Consider the following 16,576-nt stretch of genomic DNA (forward strand, 5'->3'; position numbering starts at 1 on the left):
AAACATTCCAATAAAAAAGATTTTGAAAATATTTAAATACACTATTGCCTATTCCACTTAAAATCCTGATATTTGCAAACTCTTTAATAAAAGGGTGAATTAAAAAAACAATTGTCATGTCAAGAATTTGTGATCTAACAGGAAAGGCGTCAATAGTTGGTAACAACGTTTCTAACTCAAACCGTAAAACCAAACGCAGGTTTCATCCAAACCTAAAGCTTAAAAAGTTTTATATTCCTGAGGAAGATAAATGGATAACCTTAAAGGTATCTACATCAGCTGTTAAAACTATCAGCAAAAACGGAATAACTGCTTGTATCAACAAGTTTGTAAAAAAAGGTTATATATAGTAGTTGTACGTTAGACGTTTTACGTTGTACGTAGAGCCAATAGCGGATAACATCATTTGAAAATAACGTAAAACGTCTAACGTAATACGTACAACATAACAAGAAGATGGCTAAGAAAGGTAATAGAGTTCAGGTAATATTAGAGTGCACAGAGCACAAGGCAACCGGTATGCCGGGTATGTCTCGTTACATTACCACCAAGAACAAAAAGAACACAACCGAAAGACTGGAAATGAAAAAATTTAACCCGGTTTTAAGAAAAGTAACTGTTCATAAAGAGATTAAGTAATTAGTTTGATTGAGCCAAAACTCACTCATTCAATAATTCACTCATTCAATAATTAAAAGAAATGGCAAAGAAAGTAGTTGCAACCCTGAAAGTTGCCGGTAAAGGCAAAGATTATTCAAAAGTTATCACCATGATTAAATCACCTAAAACAGGTGCTTATTCATTCAAAGAGCAAAACGTAGCTAACGAGTTCGTTAAAGACGCGATTGCCGGAAAATTATAATCAGGAATAACCTTATATAATATTAAAGCCATCTTGTTAATTCGAGAGGGCTTTTTTTGTTGATGTGCAAATGAAATTGAATAAAAGTATTTTAATCTGATGTTTATTAATCTGCACATCCGCATATTTGCACATCTGCATAGCTAACCACACATGGGACTATTTGATTTTTTTAAGAAAAAGGAAAGCACACCTCAGGAACAAGAGGCGCTTGATATTGGTTTAGAAAAAACCAAGGATAACTTTTTTTCAAAGATCACCAAAGTAATAGCCGGCAAATCAACCGTTGATGATGATGTGTTGGATGAGTTGGAGGAAGTCCTGGTAACATCAGATGTTGGCGTACAAACCACCCTTAAAATAATCGACCGGATCCAGGCCCGCGTGGCCCGTGATAAATATGTAAGTACCGGCGATCTGCAAGGTTTGCTTCGCGATGAGATACAACAATTACTTGCCGAAAATAACAGTAACGATTTTTCAAGCTTTGAATATGGCACGCATAAGCCCTATGTAATTATGGTGGTTGGTGTAAATGGCGTGGGTAAAACTACTACTATTGGCAAGCTGGCCCATAAATTAAAACAAGCAGGCAACCAGGTAGTGTTAGGCGCAGCTGATACTTTTCGTGCGGCTGCTGTCGAGCAGATAAAACTTTGGGGTGAGCGTGTAGGTGTAAAGGTTGTGGCGCAAGCTATGGGGTCAGACCCTGCATCTGTTGCTTTCGATACGTTAAAATCTGCAGTTGCTGCCGGCGATGATGTGGCCATAATTGATACAGCAGGTCGTTTACATAACAAGGTTGGTTTGATGAACGAGCTAACCAAAATTAAAAACGTAATGCAAAAGGTTGTTCCCGGTGCGCCGCATGAAATACTGTTGGTGCTTGATGCGTCAACCGGTCAAAACGCTATTGAGCAATGCAAGCAATTTACCGAAGCCACGGCCGTTAATGCATTAGCTTTAACCAAACTGGATGGTACGGCAAAAGGTGGTGTTGTAATAGGCATATCAGACCAGTTTAAAATACCGGTAAAATATATAGGAGTTGGCGAAGGGGTGGATCATTTACAGCTATTTGATCGTAAGGCGTTCGTAGACTCTCTTTTTAAGGACTAAGGCGGGATAAGAATAAATAATGAGGACGAAAGAAATAACAAAGCCGATACTAACCAAGAAACCACGTGTAAATGTGGTGACTTTAGGCTGTTCAAAAAACACCTATGATTCTGAAATATTGATGGGTCAGCTTAAAGGCAATATGTTTGATGTGGTGCACGAGTCGGACAAAGTGGGTAAGGATGATATTATTGTTATAAACACCTGCGGCTTTATTGATAATGCCAAGCAGGAATCTATAGATACCATATTACAATACAGCGAGTTAAAAGAACAAGGCAAAGTTGGAAAAGTTATTGTTACCGGTTGCCTGTCTGAACGTTACAAGCCCGAGCTGGAGGCAGAAATCACTAATGTTGATGCATACTTCGGCACCAATGATCTGCAAAACTTATTAACCTCTATTGGCGCTAATTATAAACACGAATTAATTGGCGAACGTTTGTTAACTACGCCGTCACACTTCGCATATTTTAAAATTGCCGAAGGCTGTAACCGCCCCTGCTCTTTTTGTGCTATCCCGCTAATGCGTGGCAAACACTTAAGTACGCCAATGGAGGACTTAGTTAAAGCAGCGGAGAAATTAGCCAAAAACGGAACTAAAGAATTAATATTTATTGCGCAGGACCTTACCTATTACGGCCTTGACCTATACGGCAAACGTACTTTAGATGAATTGCTTCGCCGCATATCTGATGTGAATGGTATTGAGTGGATCAGGTTGCAATACGCTTACCCTTCCGGCTTCCCGATGGAGATTTTGGATGTAATGAACGAACGTGACAATATCTGTAAATATATGGACATGCCATTACAGCACATCAGCGATAATATGTTAAAGTCAATGCGCCGTGGTATCACTAAGCAAAAAACCATTGATATCGTTAACGCGATCCGTGATAAAGTACCGGGCATTGCTATGCGTACCACGCTGATAACCGGTTACCCCGGCGAAACCGAGCGCGACTTTGAAGAAATGCAACGCTGGGTTGAAGATACCAAGTTTGACCGTTTAGGTTGCTTCACCTACTCACACGAAGAAAAAACGCATGCGCACTCATTGATTGATGATGTGCCCGAAGAGGTAAAACAACAACGTGCCGATGCCATCATGGAAATTCAGCAGGAAATATCTTTCGAGAAAAACCAGGAAAAGATAGACCATACTTATAAAGTATTGATTGATAAAAAAGACGGCAATTTCTTTGTTGGCCGTACAGAATATGATTCGCCCGAGGTTGATAACGAGGTTTTAATTGATGCTGCTATTGATTATGCTACCATTGGCAGCTTTGTAAACGTAAAGATTGATACCGCCGAGGATTTTGACCTTTATGGACATATTGTAAAATAAGCACCATTTAACAGGTTGATTGTTTAAATTATAATATTAAAGTCTAAATTCGATTTTAGTTTGTTTCAAATCCGAAATTGAACATCTGAAATTCGAAATCAAAAAATGGACGTTGCCTGTATAAGCTATAAAGAAACGGGATACTTTTCCCCAACAGTAATTGATTACCTGGAAGATAAGCCGGAATTAAAAGAATTTTATAGCCACCGCCCGACCCTCGACGGCTTTGCCGAATTCCTAAAGAACAAAAAAGTAGTTGCCGACCGGGAACTATTGGCTGACACCATAGACGACCAATACCAGCTTATTGAACAATATGCCCGTATCTGGGATCCTGGATTTGCTGTTCCACAACCTGTTCAGCAAAATATCCAGAGTTTAAGATCGCCTAATACTTATACTATCACTACCGGGCACCAGTTGAATATATTTGCCGGTCCCCTATACTTCATTTATAAGATAGTTACCGCCATTAAGCTTACACAGCAATTGAAGGCGCAGTTTCCTGATAAAAATTTTGTGCCGGTTTACTGGATGGCATCAGAAGATCATGACTTTGCCGAGATCAACTACACTACCATCGGCGGTAAAAAAGTGCATTGGTGGCATGAGGCAACAGGCGCTACCGGGCGCATCCACCCAGAAACCATGCGGCAAGCCCTAAACCAATACAAAGGCGTATTGGGCATGGAACATTACGCGCCCGAACTGGCCACAATTGTTGAAACTGCCTATACCCGGTTTGATAGGCTGGCCGATGCTACCCGTTATATGGTAAATGCCTTGTTTGGCAGATATGGCCTGGTTATAATTGACGCTGATAACAAGCGTTTAAAACAACAATTCGCCCCTATTATTGAGCAGGATATTATTGAGCAAAACAGCTTTAAAAATATTACCACCACTAACGAAAAACTACACCAGCTAGGGGTACATATCCAGGTAAACCCACGCGAGATCAATTTCTTTTATATGAAAGGCAGCTTGCGCGAACGTTTGGTTTTTGAGGACAATGTTTATAAAGTTTTAAATACGGAGATCAGTTTTACCGAAGCAAAACTAAAGCAAGCAATAGTATCTAACCCTGAGCGGTTTAGCCCGAATGTTGTTATGCGCCCGCTATACCAGGAATGTATCTTACCCAACATCGCTTACATTGGTGGGGGCGCCGAGGTGGTTTATTGGTTGGAGCTGAAATCGAATTTTGAGCATTATAAAATTGATTTTCCTATCCTCATCCTACGTAACTCGGGTTTAGTAGTACGCAAAGAATCCGCAGCAAAAATTAAGCGAATGGAACTGGCCCCTGCCGATCTGTTTAAACCAACCGACATCCTAAAAAACTACTGGATAAAAAAACATAGTGACCATAACCTTTCACTACAAACCGAGTGGGCCGAGTTAACCGGTATTTTCGATAAACTAAAACATCGCGCAGCTAAAATAGACCCAACCCTGGGTCCATCAACAGAAGCTGTACAAGCCCGATTGAAAAAGGCGCTGGATAACCTGGAAAAAAAACTAGTTAGATCTGAAAAGCAAAATTACCATACCCGCCTGGAGCAGATTGAGCAAATTAAAGCAGAGCTTTTTCCGAAAGATAGCTTGCAAGAACGCAATGAAAACTTCGGCCTTTTATATGTAAAATGGGGTCAATGGTTTATTGATGAACTCATCCGAAACTTCCAGCCGCTTGCCTTTGAGTTCGCGGTGCTGACAGAGTAATACGTTATCAAACAATTTATCGTTTTAATAATTATTATATTTATCAATTATTCCTAACGATGAAAAGAAACTTACCCCATATATTAATTACTATAGTTGCCGCGGTTTCTATACTAATTACCTCTTGCTCAAAAAAAAAATCGGACCCATCATCTGCAACCGCATTAGCCATTACTTCGCTTAGTGTTAGCCAAGGTGTGCTAAATACCCAGGTATTAATTACCGGCACCGGCTTTAGCGATGATAAAACGCTTGATAAAGTAACCTTTAACGGCAAAGCAGCTACTGTATCAGTTGCAAGTACCACCCAACTATTGGTATTGGTACCAACAGCCGCGGGCACCGGCCCTGTAAGCGTATCGGTTAGTGGCGGAGCGGCAGTTAATGGGCCTGTGTTTACCTATATTGTTTCGGGTGTAGTAAGCACGCTGGCAGGCAGAATAACACCGGGCTCGGCTGACGGCACCGGGTCAGCAGCGGGTTTTAATGATCCACGCGGTTTAGTTACAGATGCAACCGGAAACATTTATGTAGCCGATCATGGTAACGGTTCGGTTAGAAAAATTACGCCGGCAGGCGTGGTAACTACACTAGCCACTAATTTAAAGTCGCCTTCGGGTATAGTTGTTGACGCGGCAGGAAATTTATATGTTACTGAACTATCAACACACGTTATTTATAAAATTACTGCTACAGGTACGGTAAGTATCTTTGCAGGCAGCGGCACGCTCGGCTCGGCAGATGGAACAGGTACTGCGGCAAGCTTTTTTGGCCCGCAGGGCATAGCGATAGATGCAGCAGGAAATTTATATGTGGCCGATACAGAAAATTATAAAATACGCAAAATAACACCGGCGGGAGTTGTAACTACAATTGCAGGAGCGGGGCAGGTAAATCTACCTAATGCACCGCTTAACGGCTCAACGTCCGTAGCAACTTTTACTTATCCATTAGGTATAGCGGTTGATGCTACGGGCAATATATACGTATCTGATACCTTTGCTTATATGATCCGCAAAATATCTGGCACTACGGTTAGTACACTTGCAGGAAGTAATGTTGGGGGAGCTGCAAACGGTACAGGCGCGGCCGCATCTTTTAATGACCCAGCCGGTATAGCTATTGATGCTTCGGGAAACATATTTGTAGCAGATGCGGATAATAACCAGATACGGAAAGTAACCGCGGCAGGTGTGGTTACTACCATAGCAGGTAATGGTACTGCAACCTATGTTGAAGGACAAGGCGCTATCGCGGCATTTAACTTCCCTCAAGGTGTAGCTGTTGATGCTGCCGGCAATATTTATGTGGCCGATACATCTAACAATGCCATTCGTAAAATAGTATTTCAATAAGTCTATATTCGGTTTATAAAACGGTCTTACGCCACTAAAAGCGCAAGGCTGTTATTTTAATATATTTGCAAATGATCGTTACCGAATCGGCTTTAAGAACTTTTACTCAAAATATTTTCTTGGCGATGGGTTGCAGTGCAGAACACGCCGCGTTGGCGGCTGATGTTCTGTTGCTGTCTGATCTGCGCGGGATAGATTCACATGGCGTTGCCCGCTTAACGGGCTATATACGTTTGTGGGAGAAACAACGCATTAACCCAACTCCCAATATCCAAATAGTACATGAAACCCCTACCACCGCCACAATTGATGGCGATGCAGGTCTGGGTTTGGTAGTTGCGCCTTTTGCTATGCAGGTTGCTATTAAAAAGGCGGAACTATATGGTTCCGGATGGGTAGCTATACGCAATTCTAATCATTTTGGTATTGCCGGTTATCATGCCTTGATGGCGGTACAGAAAGATATGATAGGTTTTGCCATGACCAATGCCAGCCCGCTGGTTGCACCAACCTTTTCTAACGAGCGGATGCTGGGTACTAATCCGATGTGCTATGCTTTCCCGGCAGGTAAATACCCGCCGGTTGTGGTTGATATGGCTACATCCGCGGCAGCAAATGGCAAACTGGAGATCGCACAACGCGCAGGCAACCAAGTTCCGGAAGGCTGGATACAGGATGCTGCAGGAAATTATACTACCGACCCACATGCTTTAAAAAGTGGCGGTTCACTATTACCATTAGGCAGCGACCGTGAGCATGGCAGCCATAAAGGTTTTGGCCTAAGTGCTACTGTTGATATTTTATCAGCCGTATTATCGGGCGCTAATTACGGGCCATGGGTACCGCCATTTGTATCTTTTTTGGAGCCTCCTTCTGATCCGGTTGGTTCGGGTATAGGTCATTTTTTAGGTGCTATGCAGGTAGATGGTTTCCGCCCTGTTAATGAGTTTAAAGATCATCTGGATAATTGGGTATCGCGCTTTAAATCAGCATCGGTTATTGATCCGGATCAAAAAGTAATCATCCCCGGCGAACCTGAGTACGAAGCAGAACTAGATCGCCGAGTTAATGGCATCCCTCTAGTTGACGCCGTGGTTAAGGATTTAAATGAGTTGGCCGTTAAGTTGAAAGTCGCTCCGCTAACCCCCTCCGCCCCCTGAAGGGGAACTTTTGAAGGGTAAAGTCAATAAAACTATATGTCACGAGACGTATGCTTATACAAAGAGCGCCCTAAAATTTAGGGCGCTCTTTGTATAATAAGACTAACGTTTCAAAAAGCACCCCTTTTAGGGGGCGGAGGGGTTAATGAATAACCCTAAACAACCTGCTCCATCTAATTTTGCTAAAGAAAGAGGCATCGTCATCCATACTTAACCATATAAACAGGGCCTTACCCACAATGTGGTCTTCGGGAACGAAGCCCCAAAAACGCGAATCGTCAGAGTCATGGCGGTTATCGCCCATCATCCAGTAATAGTTCATTTTAAAGGTATAGCTATCTGCTTTTTTACCGTTTATTAAAATATCATTTCCGATAATCTGTATTTTATTGTTCTCATACACACCTATACAACGCATATATATTGGATAGGTTACGCTGTCCAGTTTTACGGTCCATCCTTTTTTAGGGATAATGATAGGGCCATAATTATCTACGTTCCATTTAAAATCATGCGGCTTACCTGGTAACATTAAATTAGGCGGACCAACAGGGTGATTATAGTTTGTAGGATAAACCTGATCTGGCTCTCCGGGTTTTCTTATGTTTGGCGTAATAGATTTAACATTTGAATAGCTTTTTAAGGTATTATAAGCATTAACAGTCATTGTAGGATACGTGGCTTGTTCATACATAGACACATGCAAATCCTGCAACACCTGTGGGTTTAGGTCTGTACCATTTGTAGTAACTGTGTAGTCGATCTGGCCCTCGGGTGGGTTTGGAGCAGCTTTGCCGTTAATAAAAACCTGCGCGTTAACAACACTTAACGTATCGCCGGGGGTACCTTGGCAGCGTTTAATATAGTTCTCGCGTTTATCAACGGGCCTAAACAAGGGGGTATCGGCATCCATAGGGTAATTAAATACCACTACATCTCCTTTTTTAACTTCGCTAAATCCGGGTAAGCGGTGATAGCCTAGCTCCCATCCATCCCAATAAGCCTTGGTATTTATAAGCGGCATAGTATGGTGTGCAAACGGGAACGCGATAGGCGTCATAGGTGTACGTGGGCCGTAGTTTAATTTACTCACAAATAAAAAATCGCCTACCAATAATGATCTTTCCATTGATGGCGTGGGTATGGTGTATGCTTCAATAAAGAAAGTACGTATCAGCGTAGCGGCAATTACTGCAAATACAATGGCATCAACCCACTCGCGCGATTTTGATTTCTTTTTTGCTTTTGTATTTGTTTTGTTTTTGTTCCAGAATTTCCAGTTCATCTTTAAAAATATTGTGTTAAAGTAGTTTATTATTTAGGATAGATCAAACATATCCGCTACCGAAAAGAATCCCTTTTTACCGGGTAACCATTCAGCCGCTAATACAGCGCCCAGGGCAAATCCGTTGCGGTTATGCGCGGTGTGTTTAATTTCGATGGTATCAACTTCTGAGTCGTAAATAACGGTATGTGTACCCGGCACGCTATCAATACGATACGATTCTATCAGTACATCTTCAACCTTAGCGTTATCATCAGCCGGGTTATTAATATCTGTTAAAATATTTACCCATTGTCTTTTAGCATCCAGGTTTTCAATTATGCCTTCGGCGATAGTAATAGCCGTACCGCTGGGCGAATCTAATTTTTGGGTATGATGTATTTCTTCAACCTGCACCTCGTAATACGGGTGCTTGTTCATCAGCTTAGCCAATACCTTATTTAGATGAAAAAATATATTTACGCCCACACTAAAGTTGGTAGCGTAAATAAAAGCATTATCACTTGCTTCGTAACGTTGCTTTATTTCGGTTAGCTGCTCATACCAGCCGGTTGTGCCCACTATAATAGGTACGCCTGCTTTAAAGCAATGGTCAATATTACTCAATACAGTTGCGGGAGTACTAAACTCGATGGCTACATCAGCTTTTTGCAGATTTTCTGTAGTAAGTTCGTGCTGGTTATCGTAATCAATCTTTAATACAATTTCATGCTTACGGTCAAGCGCGATCTTTTCAATGATCTTACCCATTTTACCGTAACCTAATAATGCGATCTTCATTTTTAAATTTTTGTTGCGGGTTTAAATATAATCCTCTTTACCTAAGTGCAAAGGTAATTTTTATACCCGGAATAAATGCGCTGTTAAAACTCTGGTAATTACCCATAGGGTTAAGCAAGGTAGGGCCAATTTTTGCGCTAAAATTATCATCCATAGAGTATGAGTGCATAAACTTGGCATCAACATAAGCATCAATAGTTTGTATGCCCCATGCTGCTACAAAAAGCAATACACTAAGGTCGCGGTAACGGTTGTAACCTCTAACAGCATCAGTAATAGCTGCATCTGATAAACGTGTATACAATGTGTATTCTGCATAATATGGGTCATTTATACCGGGCTTTATTCCCTTTGCACGATACTTGGCAATTGCCAGATCTTGCGTATAATATTTTTCATTAAATTTATACATTACCACCAGCAAAGTTAAACCGGTATAAATAATCGGCACTTTCCAATACTGGCGATTATATACCTGCCCTAAACCGGGTATAAATACCGAACGGTGCCAGGCCTTTGAAGGGCTATGGGTGCTATCGGGATGATAAATTTCAATGGTACTTGTTTTGGGCACAAAGGGTTTTGATTTAAGCGAATCGCGCTTACCCTGCACACTATCAGCCTTAGTCTTTTTTACAGGCATTGCAGGCGTTTGCGCCATTGCCGAAAAAGCTAACCCGGTTAATAAACCAATAATTAATAAGTATCTCTGCATTTTTTTACCAATCCAACATTTCAAGGATGCGGCCAAGATCATCTTCTGATAAAAAAGGAATTTCAATAGTTCCATTACCGCGGCTCCCCAGTTTAAGTTTAACCTGTGTGCTAAACTTTGATGCCAGGTCGTCCTGTATCTTTTGTATTTGAAATGATACCGGCTCGGGCTGTTTACCTTCCTTTTTTGTACGCGATTTTTGAATGTCGCGTACCATCTTCTCCACCTTACGAACGGATAAACCTTGCTGAATGATATGTTGATGTATATATAATTGTTGCGTAGGGTCCTCAACCGTTATTAAAGCCTTTGCGTGGCCCATAGTAATGTCGCCATCACGGATAGACGCTTGTATGGTTGGCGGCAATTTTAATAACCTTAAATAGTTAGTAACGGTTGATCTGTTTTTGCTTACACGTTCGCCCAGCTCCTCTTGTTTCAGGCCTACCTCTTCCAGCATACGCTGAAAGCTTAGGGCGACTTCAATAGCATTAAGGTTTTCGCGCTGTATATTTTCAATCAACGCCATCTCCAGCATTTGCTGGTCATTAGCGGTACGTACGTAAGCCGGGATATGTGTTAGTCCCGCGATTTTTGATGCGCGTAAACGGCGCTCGCCAGATATTAACTGAAACTGGTGCGCGTTAACACGGCGCACCGTAATAGGTTGTATAAGCCCTTGCAGTTTTATGGACGCTGCCAGATCGGCTAATGCCTGCTCATCAAAATCTGTACGGGGCTGAAACGGGTTTACCTCTATCTCTGATAACTTAATATCATTTACAGAGCCCAGGCTATTAACCTCGGCGTTTGAGCCGACGTTATTATTGTTACTATTGGATTTTTTATACGGAAGTACATCATTAGAGTCGTTTAACAGCGCGCTTAATCCTTTGCCTAAAGCATTTCTTTTTTCTGCACTCATGTTAAACCGTTTCTGTTGTAGCTTTTAACTCGTCTTTAACTAAACCATTTTTACGTATAATTTCGCGGGCCAGGTTTAGATAATTAATAGCGCCTTTACAAGTGGCATCATGCATAATTACAGATATGCCAAAGCTTGGTGCCTCACTTAAACGGGTGTTACGTTGTATAATGGTATCAAATACCATGTCTTCAAAATGGGTCCTAACTTCTTCAACCACCTGGTTTGAAAGGCGCAGCCTTACATCGTACATAGTTAATAATATACCTTCTATCTCTAACTGCGGGTTTAAACGGTTTTGTACAATTTTAACGGTGTTTAATAATTTGCCCAGACCTTCTAACGCAAAATACTCACATTGTACAGGGATGATTACCGAGTCTGCAGCGGTTAAAGCATTAATAGTAATTAAGCCTAATGATGGTGAGCAGTCAATAATTATAAAATCATACTCATCTCGTATCTTGTTAAAAACCTCCTGCATTTTATACTCGCGGCTCTCCAGGTTTATCATCTCAATTTCGGCACCAACTAAGTCGATGTGTGCCGGCAACAGATCAAGGTTCGGGGTGTCGGTTTTTATAATAGCATCGTGTGGATCAACCTCATTGATGATACACTCATAAATACTATTTTTTATGTTGCGTGGATCAAAACCAATGCCAGATGTGGCGTTGGCCTGCGGATCGGCATCAACTAATAAGGTTTTATACTCTAATACGGCTAAACTCGCGGCCAGGTTAATGGATGATGTGGTTTTGCCCACACCGCCTTTTTGATTGGCTAAAGCAATAATTTTACTCATTCTGTATCTCCAAAAATTTATAACAGTGTTTATAACAACTAAAAATAGAAATATTAATTTCTACCTTCGGGAAACTTTTTACCAAGCGCTAAGATATATATTTAAATAACGGAGAAATCCACAGTTTTAACCAATTTACAAACAATTTGTGCAGAATGAGTGATTGATGAAATGAGTGAATGAGTGAATGAATAATTTGTGTTCAATTTCACTAATTGCATATCTATTTAACATTCACTCAATCACACATTCACTAATTCACTCATTAATTAAGAATGATAACAATTATATCTGCAACCAACCGACCCGGAAGCTCAACACTTAAAGTAGCACGCTATTATCAAAAAAAGCTGCTTGAAAAGGGTTTAGAATCAGGAATATTATCAATGGTGCAATTGCCATCTAATATAATCGAAACCGATCTGTTTGGTAAGCGTAGTGCCGAATTTCAGCAAATACAAGATATTGTTACCGCTACCGATAAATTTATATTCATCATCCCCGAGTATAATGGCAGTTTCCCCGGTGTGTTAAAAGTATTTATTGATGCCTGTACTTTTCCGGATAGTTTTTATGAAAAAAAGGCTGCGTTGGTGGGTGTATCATCAGGCAAGTATGGTAACATAAGGGGCATAGACCATTTTACCGGAGTATGCCATTATATCCATCTAAATGTAATGTCACTAAAGCTGCATATAGCCAATATTAAAACAGAGTTTAATGAATACAGTGATCTGTTTAAAGAGGATACTATAAAGTTTACTAATGAGCAGATAGATAAATTTATTAAGTTTTGAGTGATGAGTTTTAAGTAAAATGTAAACTCAAAACTGATTACTCAAAACTACTTTCCAGTAATCAGTTTCGCCATTCCAAATGCGGCGGCGGCGGCCAAAGCACCGATAATTAATACTTTAAACGCACCCGATATTGGTGGCTGACCCGTTACCTTGCTTTTAAAATAACCGAAAACAAACAGGCATATCATAGTTATTACGCACGAATACGCCAAAGCTATTTGCGAATTGGACTCGAAAAAATAGGGTGTCAGAGGAATGATCCCGCCAACTATATAAGACAGACCGATTGTTATAGCACTTCGCGATGCGCGGTTAGCCAAGGGTTTCTCCAGTCCAAGCTCATAGCGCATCATAAAATCAACCCATTTATCTTTATCCTTGGCCATTTCATCGGCCACCTGGGTTTGCAGCGCATCTGATAAACCAAAATTGGCAAATACTTCTTTTACTTCGGCTTTTTCTTCTTCGGGTACACGTTCTACCTCATCATATTCGCGTTGTAGTTCGGCGGAATAATGGTCTGCTTCTGTTTTGCCCGCCAGGAACCCGCCCAGCCCCATAGCTATTGATCCGGCAACAATTTCGGCAATGCCAGCTGTAATTACTATACCTGATGAATTGACTGCGCCGCTTAATCCGGCCGCTAATGCAAACGGTACCGTTAATCCATCGGACATGCCAATAACAATATCGCGGATGGTGTCAGAGCTTTTTAGGTGGTGTTCGTCGTGATGCATGATTAAATGTAAGTGCATTAAACCTATAATCAACACAAAAAGTACAATTTATTATTGGTCTGAATAGAGACTCGTTAAGTATCTAATATCTTACAATATAAAATAGCCCTTTTATTAACTAAAGGGCTATTTTTGTTTCGTACCTAACTCAAATACAGTGTTCAAAATTTACTTTACTCTTGTCCTGATTTTTGCAGCGGGCATAGTTGCCAGCGCTCAATCAAAAAAAGCCGATACCGCAAAAAAATTAAATACAGTAACCGTCAGAGGCTACTTATCAGATCAACCTCTGTTAAGTGTGCCGGCTTCGGTAAGTGTAATAACACCGGCACAATTAAAATTACAACCTGGTAATTCGTTAGTCTCTACCATGAATACGATACCGGGCATACGCATGGAAGAACGCTCGCCGGGCAGTTACCGTTTATCTGTCAGGGGGAGTTTATTGCGGTCGCCATTTGGTATACGCGATGTTAAAATTTATTATGATGAGCTGCCCCTTACTGATGCAGGCGGCAATACCTATTTAAATGTTATCGACTTTAACAGTGTACAAGGCATTGAAGTGTTAAAAGGTCCTGATGGTAGCTTATTCGGTGCAAACTCGGGCGGGGTAGTTTTGATTAGCCCTGTTAATAGGTACGATAACACCAATTTTGTAACCGCTGGTTTATCAGGCGGATCTTATGGTATGGTACATGAAAACGTGGGGCTGCAAAATGTCAGCAAAAACAATCAATTCAATTTTAATCAATCATATCAAACCTATCATGGTTACCGGGTGCATAGCGATATGTATCGCAATTATTTCCAGGCCAGTGATAAGATAACTTACGGCGGCAACAATTCAGTAAAAATATTAGGTTTTTACTCGGATCTAAACTATGAAACGCCCGGCGGTTTAACACAGGCTCAAGCGGATGCTGATCCAACTGCAGCAAGGCCGTCTACTTCTTTTGTACCGGGATCTATTGTGCAACACGCCAGCATCACCAACAAAATGACCTATGGTGGCGCGGTAAACGAGTGGCATATAACAGACCATATCCGCAACATATTTGCAGTGTATGGCGCTTATGTAAATTTTACTAATCCGTTTATTACTAATTACGAGCAGCGTTACGAGCGTACTTACGGTATGCGCACCTATTTTGAATTTACCGGCACACCAAAAAATAACTTTAAATGGAAAGCCAATGTGGGCATGGAATGGGAAAAAACCAATGCCGACAACAACGACTATGGCAACCGCGCCGGTGTGCGTGATACAGCTCAAAGTTTAGACAAGGTTAACACCAGCCAGCATTTTATATTTGCCCGCTACGAAGAAACCATTGCTAACCGCCTGCATGTAGAAGCTGCAGCTAGTTTAAATTTTTATGGGTATGATTTTAAAAATGTTTATCCGCGTGCGCAAACGTCATTTACCACGCAAATATTTACGCCACAAATTATGCCGCGTTTGGCGCTGTCATACCAGGTAACTAATAATTTTGTTTGGCGCGCGTCTGCAAGTCGCGGATACTCCACGCCGACATCTGCGGAGATACGGCCATCAAATAACATTATCAATACCTCTTTGGGCGCACAATATGGCTGGAACTACGAAACTGGTTTCCGCCTGCGCAGTAATGACGAGAGTTTGTTGTTGGATGCATCTGCCTTTTACTATCATTTAAACAACGCGATAGTGCGCAGGCTAACCCCTGCATCAACCGAATATTATACCAACTCGGGTGATATTAAACAGCCGGGCATAGAGATTTATCTTACCTACTGGCTCATCAAACAAACTGACCATGGCTTTATACGAGGGCTACAGCTTAACGAATCGTACACCATAAGCAAATTTACTTTTGGCGATTACCATGATGCTACCACCAGTTACCAGGGCAAAGAGCTAACCGGCGTACCACGCGATGTTGAAGTTACCAGCATGCAGGTAAAGTTTCCGCAGGCGTTATACTTATTTGTTCAGCATAATTATACCGCGCAAATTCCGCTTAACGAGGCTAATACTTTTTTTGCACCGCATTATAATTTGGTGCAGGCTAAAATAGGCTGGCAACATACGCTAAGTAACAAAGCCAAGCTTGACATTTATGCCGGAGTTGATAACCTGTTAAATGAAAAATATAGTTTGGGTGATGACCTGGATGCTGTTGGGAATCGTTTTTACAACCCATCGGCGCTACGTAATTATTATGCGGGCTTTAACGTAAGGTTTTAGTGGGATAGCAATAAGAGCGCTCTTTTTAAATCAGAACGCTCTTATTGCTGAGGTGATATTACTGGATGATTAACGTAAGGATTGAGGGCTTATTGTGGGCTGTTAAAAATAAATATTTAATCAAATCGGAGTGCCACCCTGACTCCCGGTATATTTAGATTGTAAACTTGATCCACCCCTCACCTTCATACCCAAAAACAAATTGTTTTGGGTTGATGATCTCGGCTAATAATTCTATGTAATCAACAAGACTGATATCAGAGTTATCAAAATACCGACTACCATCAGCTATATAAAAACGATTGTTTTTAACTGCTTTTAATTCTGTAAAACCCGGCAATTGCAATAGCTGATTAATCTCTTTCATGGATTGTTCAACAGTCAACCCTGCTAGCATCACAATAAAAATATCAGGATTTTGCTGTACCAGTTCTTCCCATTGTATATTCCCTGCAAGTATTGAAGCACCGCCGCCAATGCTAACCAGTTCCGGCATTTGGTCGCCCCAAAGTGTTAGTGGGTCCAACTGTTTAACGCAGACAACAGTTGGCTTTTGCTCAATAAATTTTAATTTATGGCGGATGATATCAACGCGCTCTTGTAATTCTTCTGATAGTTCCATTGATGGTGCAAAGGTGCAGATAATTACAAATATAATTATGTCATTTCGATGAGGAACGAAGAGAGAAATCTATACAAATAAGCTGCAACCTTTCTATGTATA

The 16,576-nt window shown here is 41.1% G+C and carries 17 protein-coding genes; 10 read left to right on the forward strand and 7 right to left on the reverse strand.

What is annotated here, in order from left to right:
• The first annotated feature begins 116 nt into the window (after nt 1–116).
• The 8 genes from rpmB (at nt 117) to JWQ34_RS13685 (ending at nt 7,575) form a co-directional block, all read left to right on the forward strand.
• Entirely contained in the window at nt 117–350 is a 234-nt protein-coding gene (gene rpmB, locus JWQ34_RS13650; protein ID WP_144247620.1) for a 50S ribosomal protein L28, read from the forward strand.
• Nucleotides 351–456: 106 nt separating this feature from the next.
• Complete coding sequence (gene rpmG, locus JWQ34_RS13655) at nt 457–639, forward strand: 50S ribosomal protein L33 (RefSeq protein WP_175269406.1); 183 nt, start codon at nt 457–459, stop codon at nt 637–639.
• Between the two features lie 61 nt (nt 640–700).
• Nucleotides 701–862, forward strand: a complete 162-nt coding sequence (locus JWQ34_RS13660) for a DUF4295 domain-containing protein (protein WP_299357901.1) — start codon at nt 701–703, stop codon at nt 860–862.
• 153 nt (nt 863–1,015) lie between these two features.
• Nucleotides 1,016–1,981: a signal recognition particle-docking protein FtsY gene (gene ftsY / locus JWQ34_RS13665; RefSeq protein ID WP_299357903.1), complete on the forward strand. Its 966-nt coding sequence runs from the start codon at nt 1,016–1,018 to the stop codon at nt 1,979–1,981.
• Nucleotides 1,982–2,000: 19 nt separating this feature from the next.
• Nucleotides 2,001–3,335, forward strand: a complete 1,335-nt coding sequence (gene rimO / locus JWQ34_RS13670; protein WP_299357905.1) for a 30S ribosomal protein S12 methylthiotransferase RimO — start codon at nt 2,001–2,003, stop codon at nt 3,333–3,335.
• Nucleotides 3,336–3,440: 105 nt separating this feature from the next.
• Nucleotides 3,441–5,060, forward strand: coding sequence for a bacillithiol biosynthesis cysteine-adding enzyme BshC (gene bshC / locus JWQ34_RS13675; RefSeq protein WP_299357907.1), 1,620 nt, complete (start codon nt 3,441–3,443; stop codon nt 5,058–5,060).
• 59 nt (nt 5,061–5,119) lie between these two features.
• On the forward strand, nt 5,120–6,415 hold the full coding sequence (locus tag JWQ34_RS13680; RefSeq protein WP_299357909.1) for an IPT/TIG domain-containing protein: 1,296 nt from the start codon (nt 5,120–5,122) through the stop codon (nt 6,413–6,415).
• A gap of 71 nt (nt 6,416–6,486) precedes the next feature.
• Nucleotides 6,487–7,575: an Ldh family oxidoreductase gene (locus JWQ34_RS13685; protein ID WP_299357911.1), complete on the forward strand. Its 1,089-nt coding sequence runs from the start codon at nt 6,487–6,489 to the stop codon at nt 7,573–7,575.
• Between the two features lie 142 nt (nt 7,576–7,717).
• On the opposite strand, the gene lepB is transcribed toward JWQ34_RS13685, so the two are convergent.
• The 5 genes from lepB to JWQ34_RS13710 are packed head-to-tail and all read right to left on the reverse strand — an operon-like array spanning nt 7,718 to nt 12,085.
• Nucleotides 7,718–8,860, reverse strand: a complete 1,143-nt coding sequence (lepB, locus tag JWQ34_RS13690) for a signal peptidase I (protein ID WP_299357913.1) — start codon at nt 8,858–8,860, stop codon at nt 7,718–7,720.
• 33 nt (nt 8,861–8,893) lie between these two features.
• Nucleotides 8,894–9,640, reverse strand: a complete 747-nt coding sequence (dapB, locus tag JWQ34_RS13695) for a 4-hydroxy-tetrahydrodipicolinate reductase (protein ID WP_299357915.1) — start codon at nt 9,638–9,640, stop codon at nt 8,894–8,896.
• A 37-nt stretch (nt 9,641–9,677) separates the two neighbouring features.
• A complete protein-coding gene (locus JWQ34_RS13700; protein WP_299357917.1) occupies nt 9,678–10,355 on the reverse strand; it encodes a DUF5683 domain-containing protein in 678 nt (225 codons plus the stop codon).
• Nucleotides 10,356–10,359: 4 nt separating this feature from the next.
• The gene (locus tag JWQ34_RS13705) at nt 10,360–11,280 is read right to left on the reverse strand and encodes a ParB/RepB/Spo0J family partition protein (protein ID WP_299357919.1); all 921 of its coding nucleotides are present in this window, start codon (nt 11,278–11,280) and stop codon (nt 10,360–10,362) included.
• A gap of 1 nt (nt 11,281) precedes the next feature.
• Nucleotides 11,282–12,085 carry an AAA family ATPase gene (locus JWQ34_RS13710; protein ID WP_299357921.1) on the reverse strand — a complete coding sequence of 268 codons (804 nt, stop codon included), beginning with the start codon at nt 12,083–12,085 and terminating at the stop codon, nt 11,282–11,284.
• A gap of 275 nt (nt 12,086–12,360) precedes the next feature.
• Here JWQ34_RS13710 and JWQ34_RS13715 point away from each other — a divergent pair, with 275 nt between their 5' ends.
• On the forward strand, nt 12,361–12,882 hold the full coding sequence (locus JWQ34_RS13715; protein WP_299357923.1) for an NAD(P)H-dependent oxidoreductase: 522 nt from the start codon (nt 12,361–12,363) through the stop codon (nt 12,880–12,882).
• Between the two features lie 47 nt (nt 12,883–12,929).
• On the opposite strand, the gene JWQ34_RS13720 is transcribed toward JWQ34_RS13715, so the two are convergent.
• Entirely contained in the window at nt 12,930–13,622 is a 693-nt protein-coding gene (locus JWQ34_RS13720) for a VIT1/CCC1 transporter family protein (RefSeq protein ID WP_299357925.1), read from the reverse strand.
• A 157-nt stretch (nt 13,623–13,779) separates the two neighbouring features.
• On the opposite strand from JWQ34_RS13720, the gene JWQ34_RS13725 reads away from it, so the two are divergent.
• Nucleotides 13,780–15,852, forward strand: coding sequence for a TonB-dependent receptor (locus JWQ34_RS13725; RefSeq protein ID WP_299357927.1), 2,073 nt, complete (start codon nt 13,780–13,782; stop codon nt 15,850–15,852).
• Nucleotides 15,853–16,006: 154 nt separating this feature from the next.
• Here JWQ34_RS13725 and JWQ34_RS13730 read toward each other — a convergent pair whose 3' ends face one another.
• Nucleotides 16,007–16,474, reverse strand: coding sequence for an ABC transporter substrate-binding protein (locus JWQ34_RS13730; protein ID WP_299357929.1), 468 nt, complete (start codon nt 16,472–16,474; stop codon nt 16,007–16,009).
• Nucleotides 16,475–16,576: the final 102 nt, after the last annotated feature.

This window comes from Mucilaginibacter sp., assembly GCF_028288185.1.
Lineage (GTDB): Bacteria > Bacteroidota > Bacteroidia > Sphingobacteriales > Sphingobacteriaceae > Mucilaginibacter.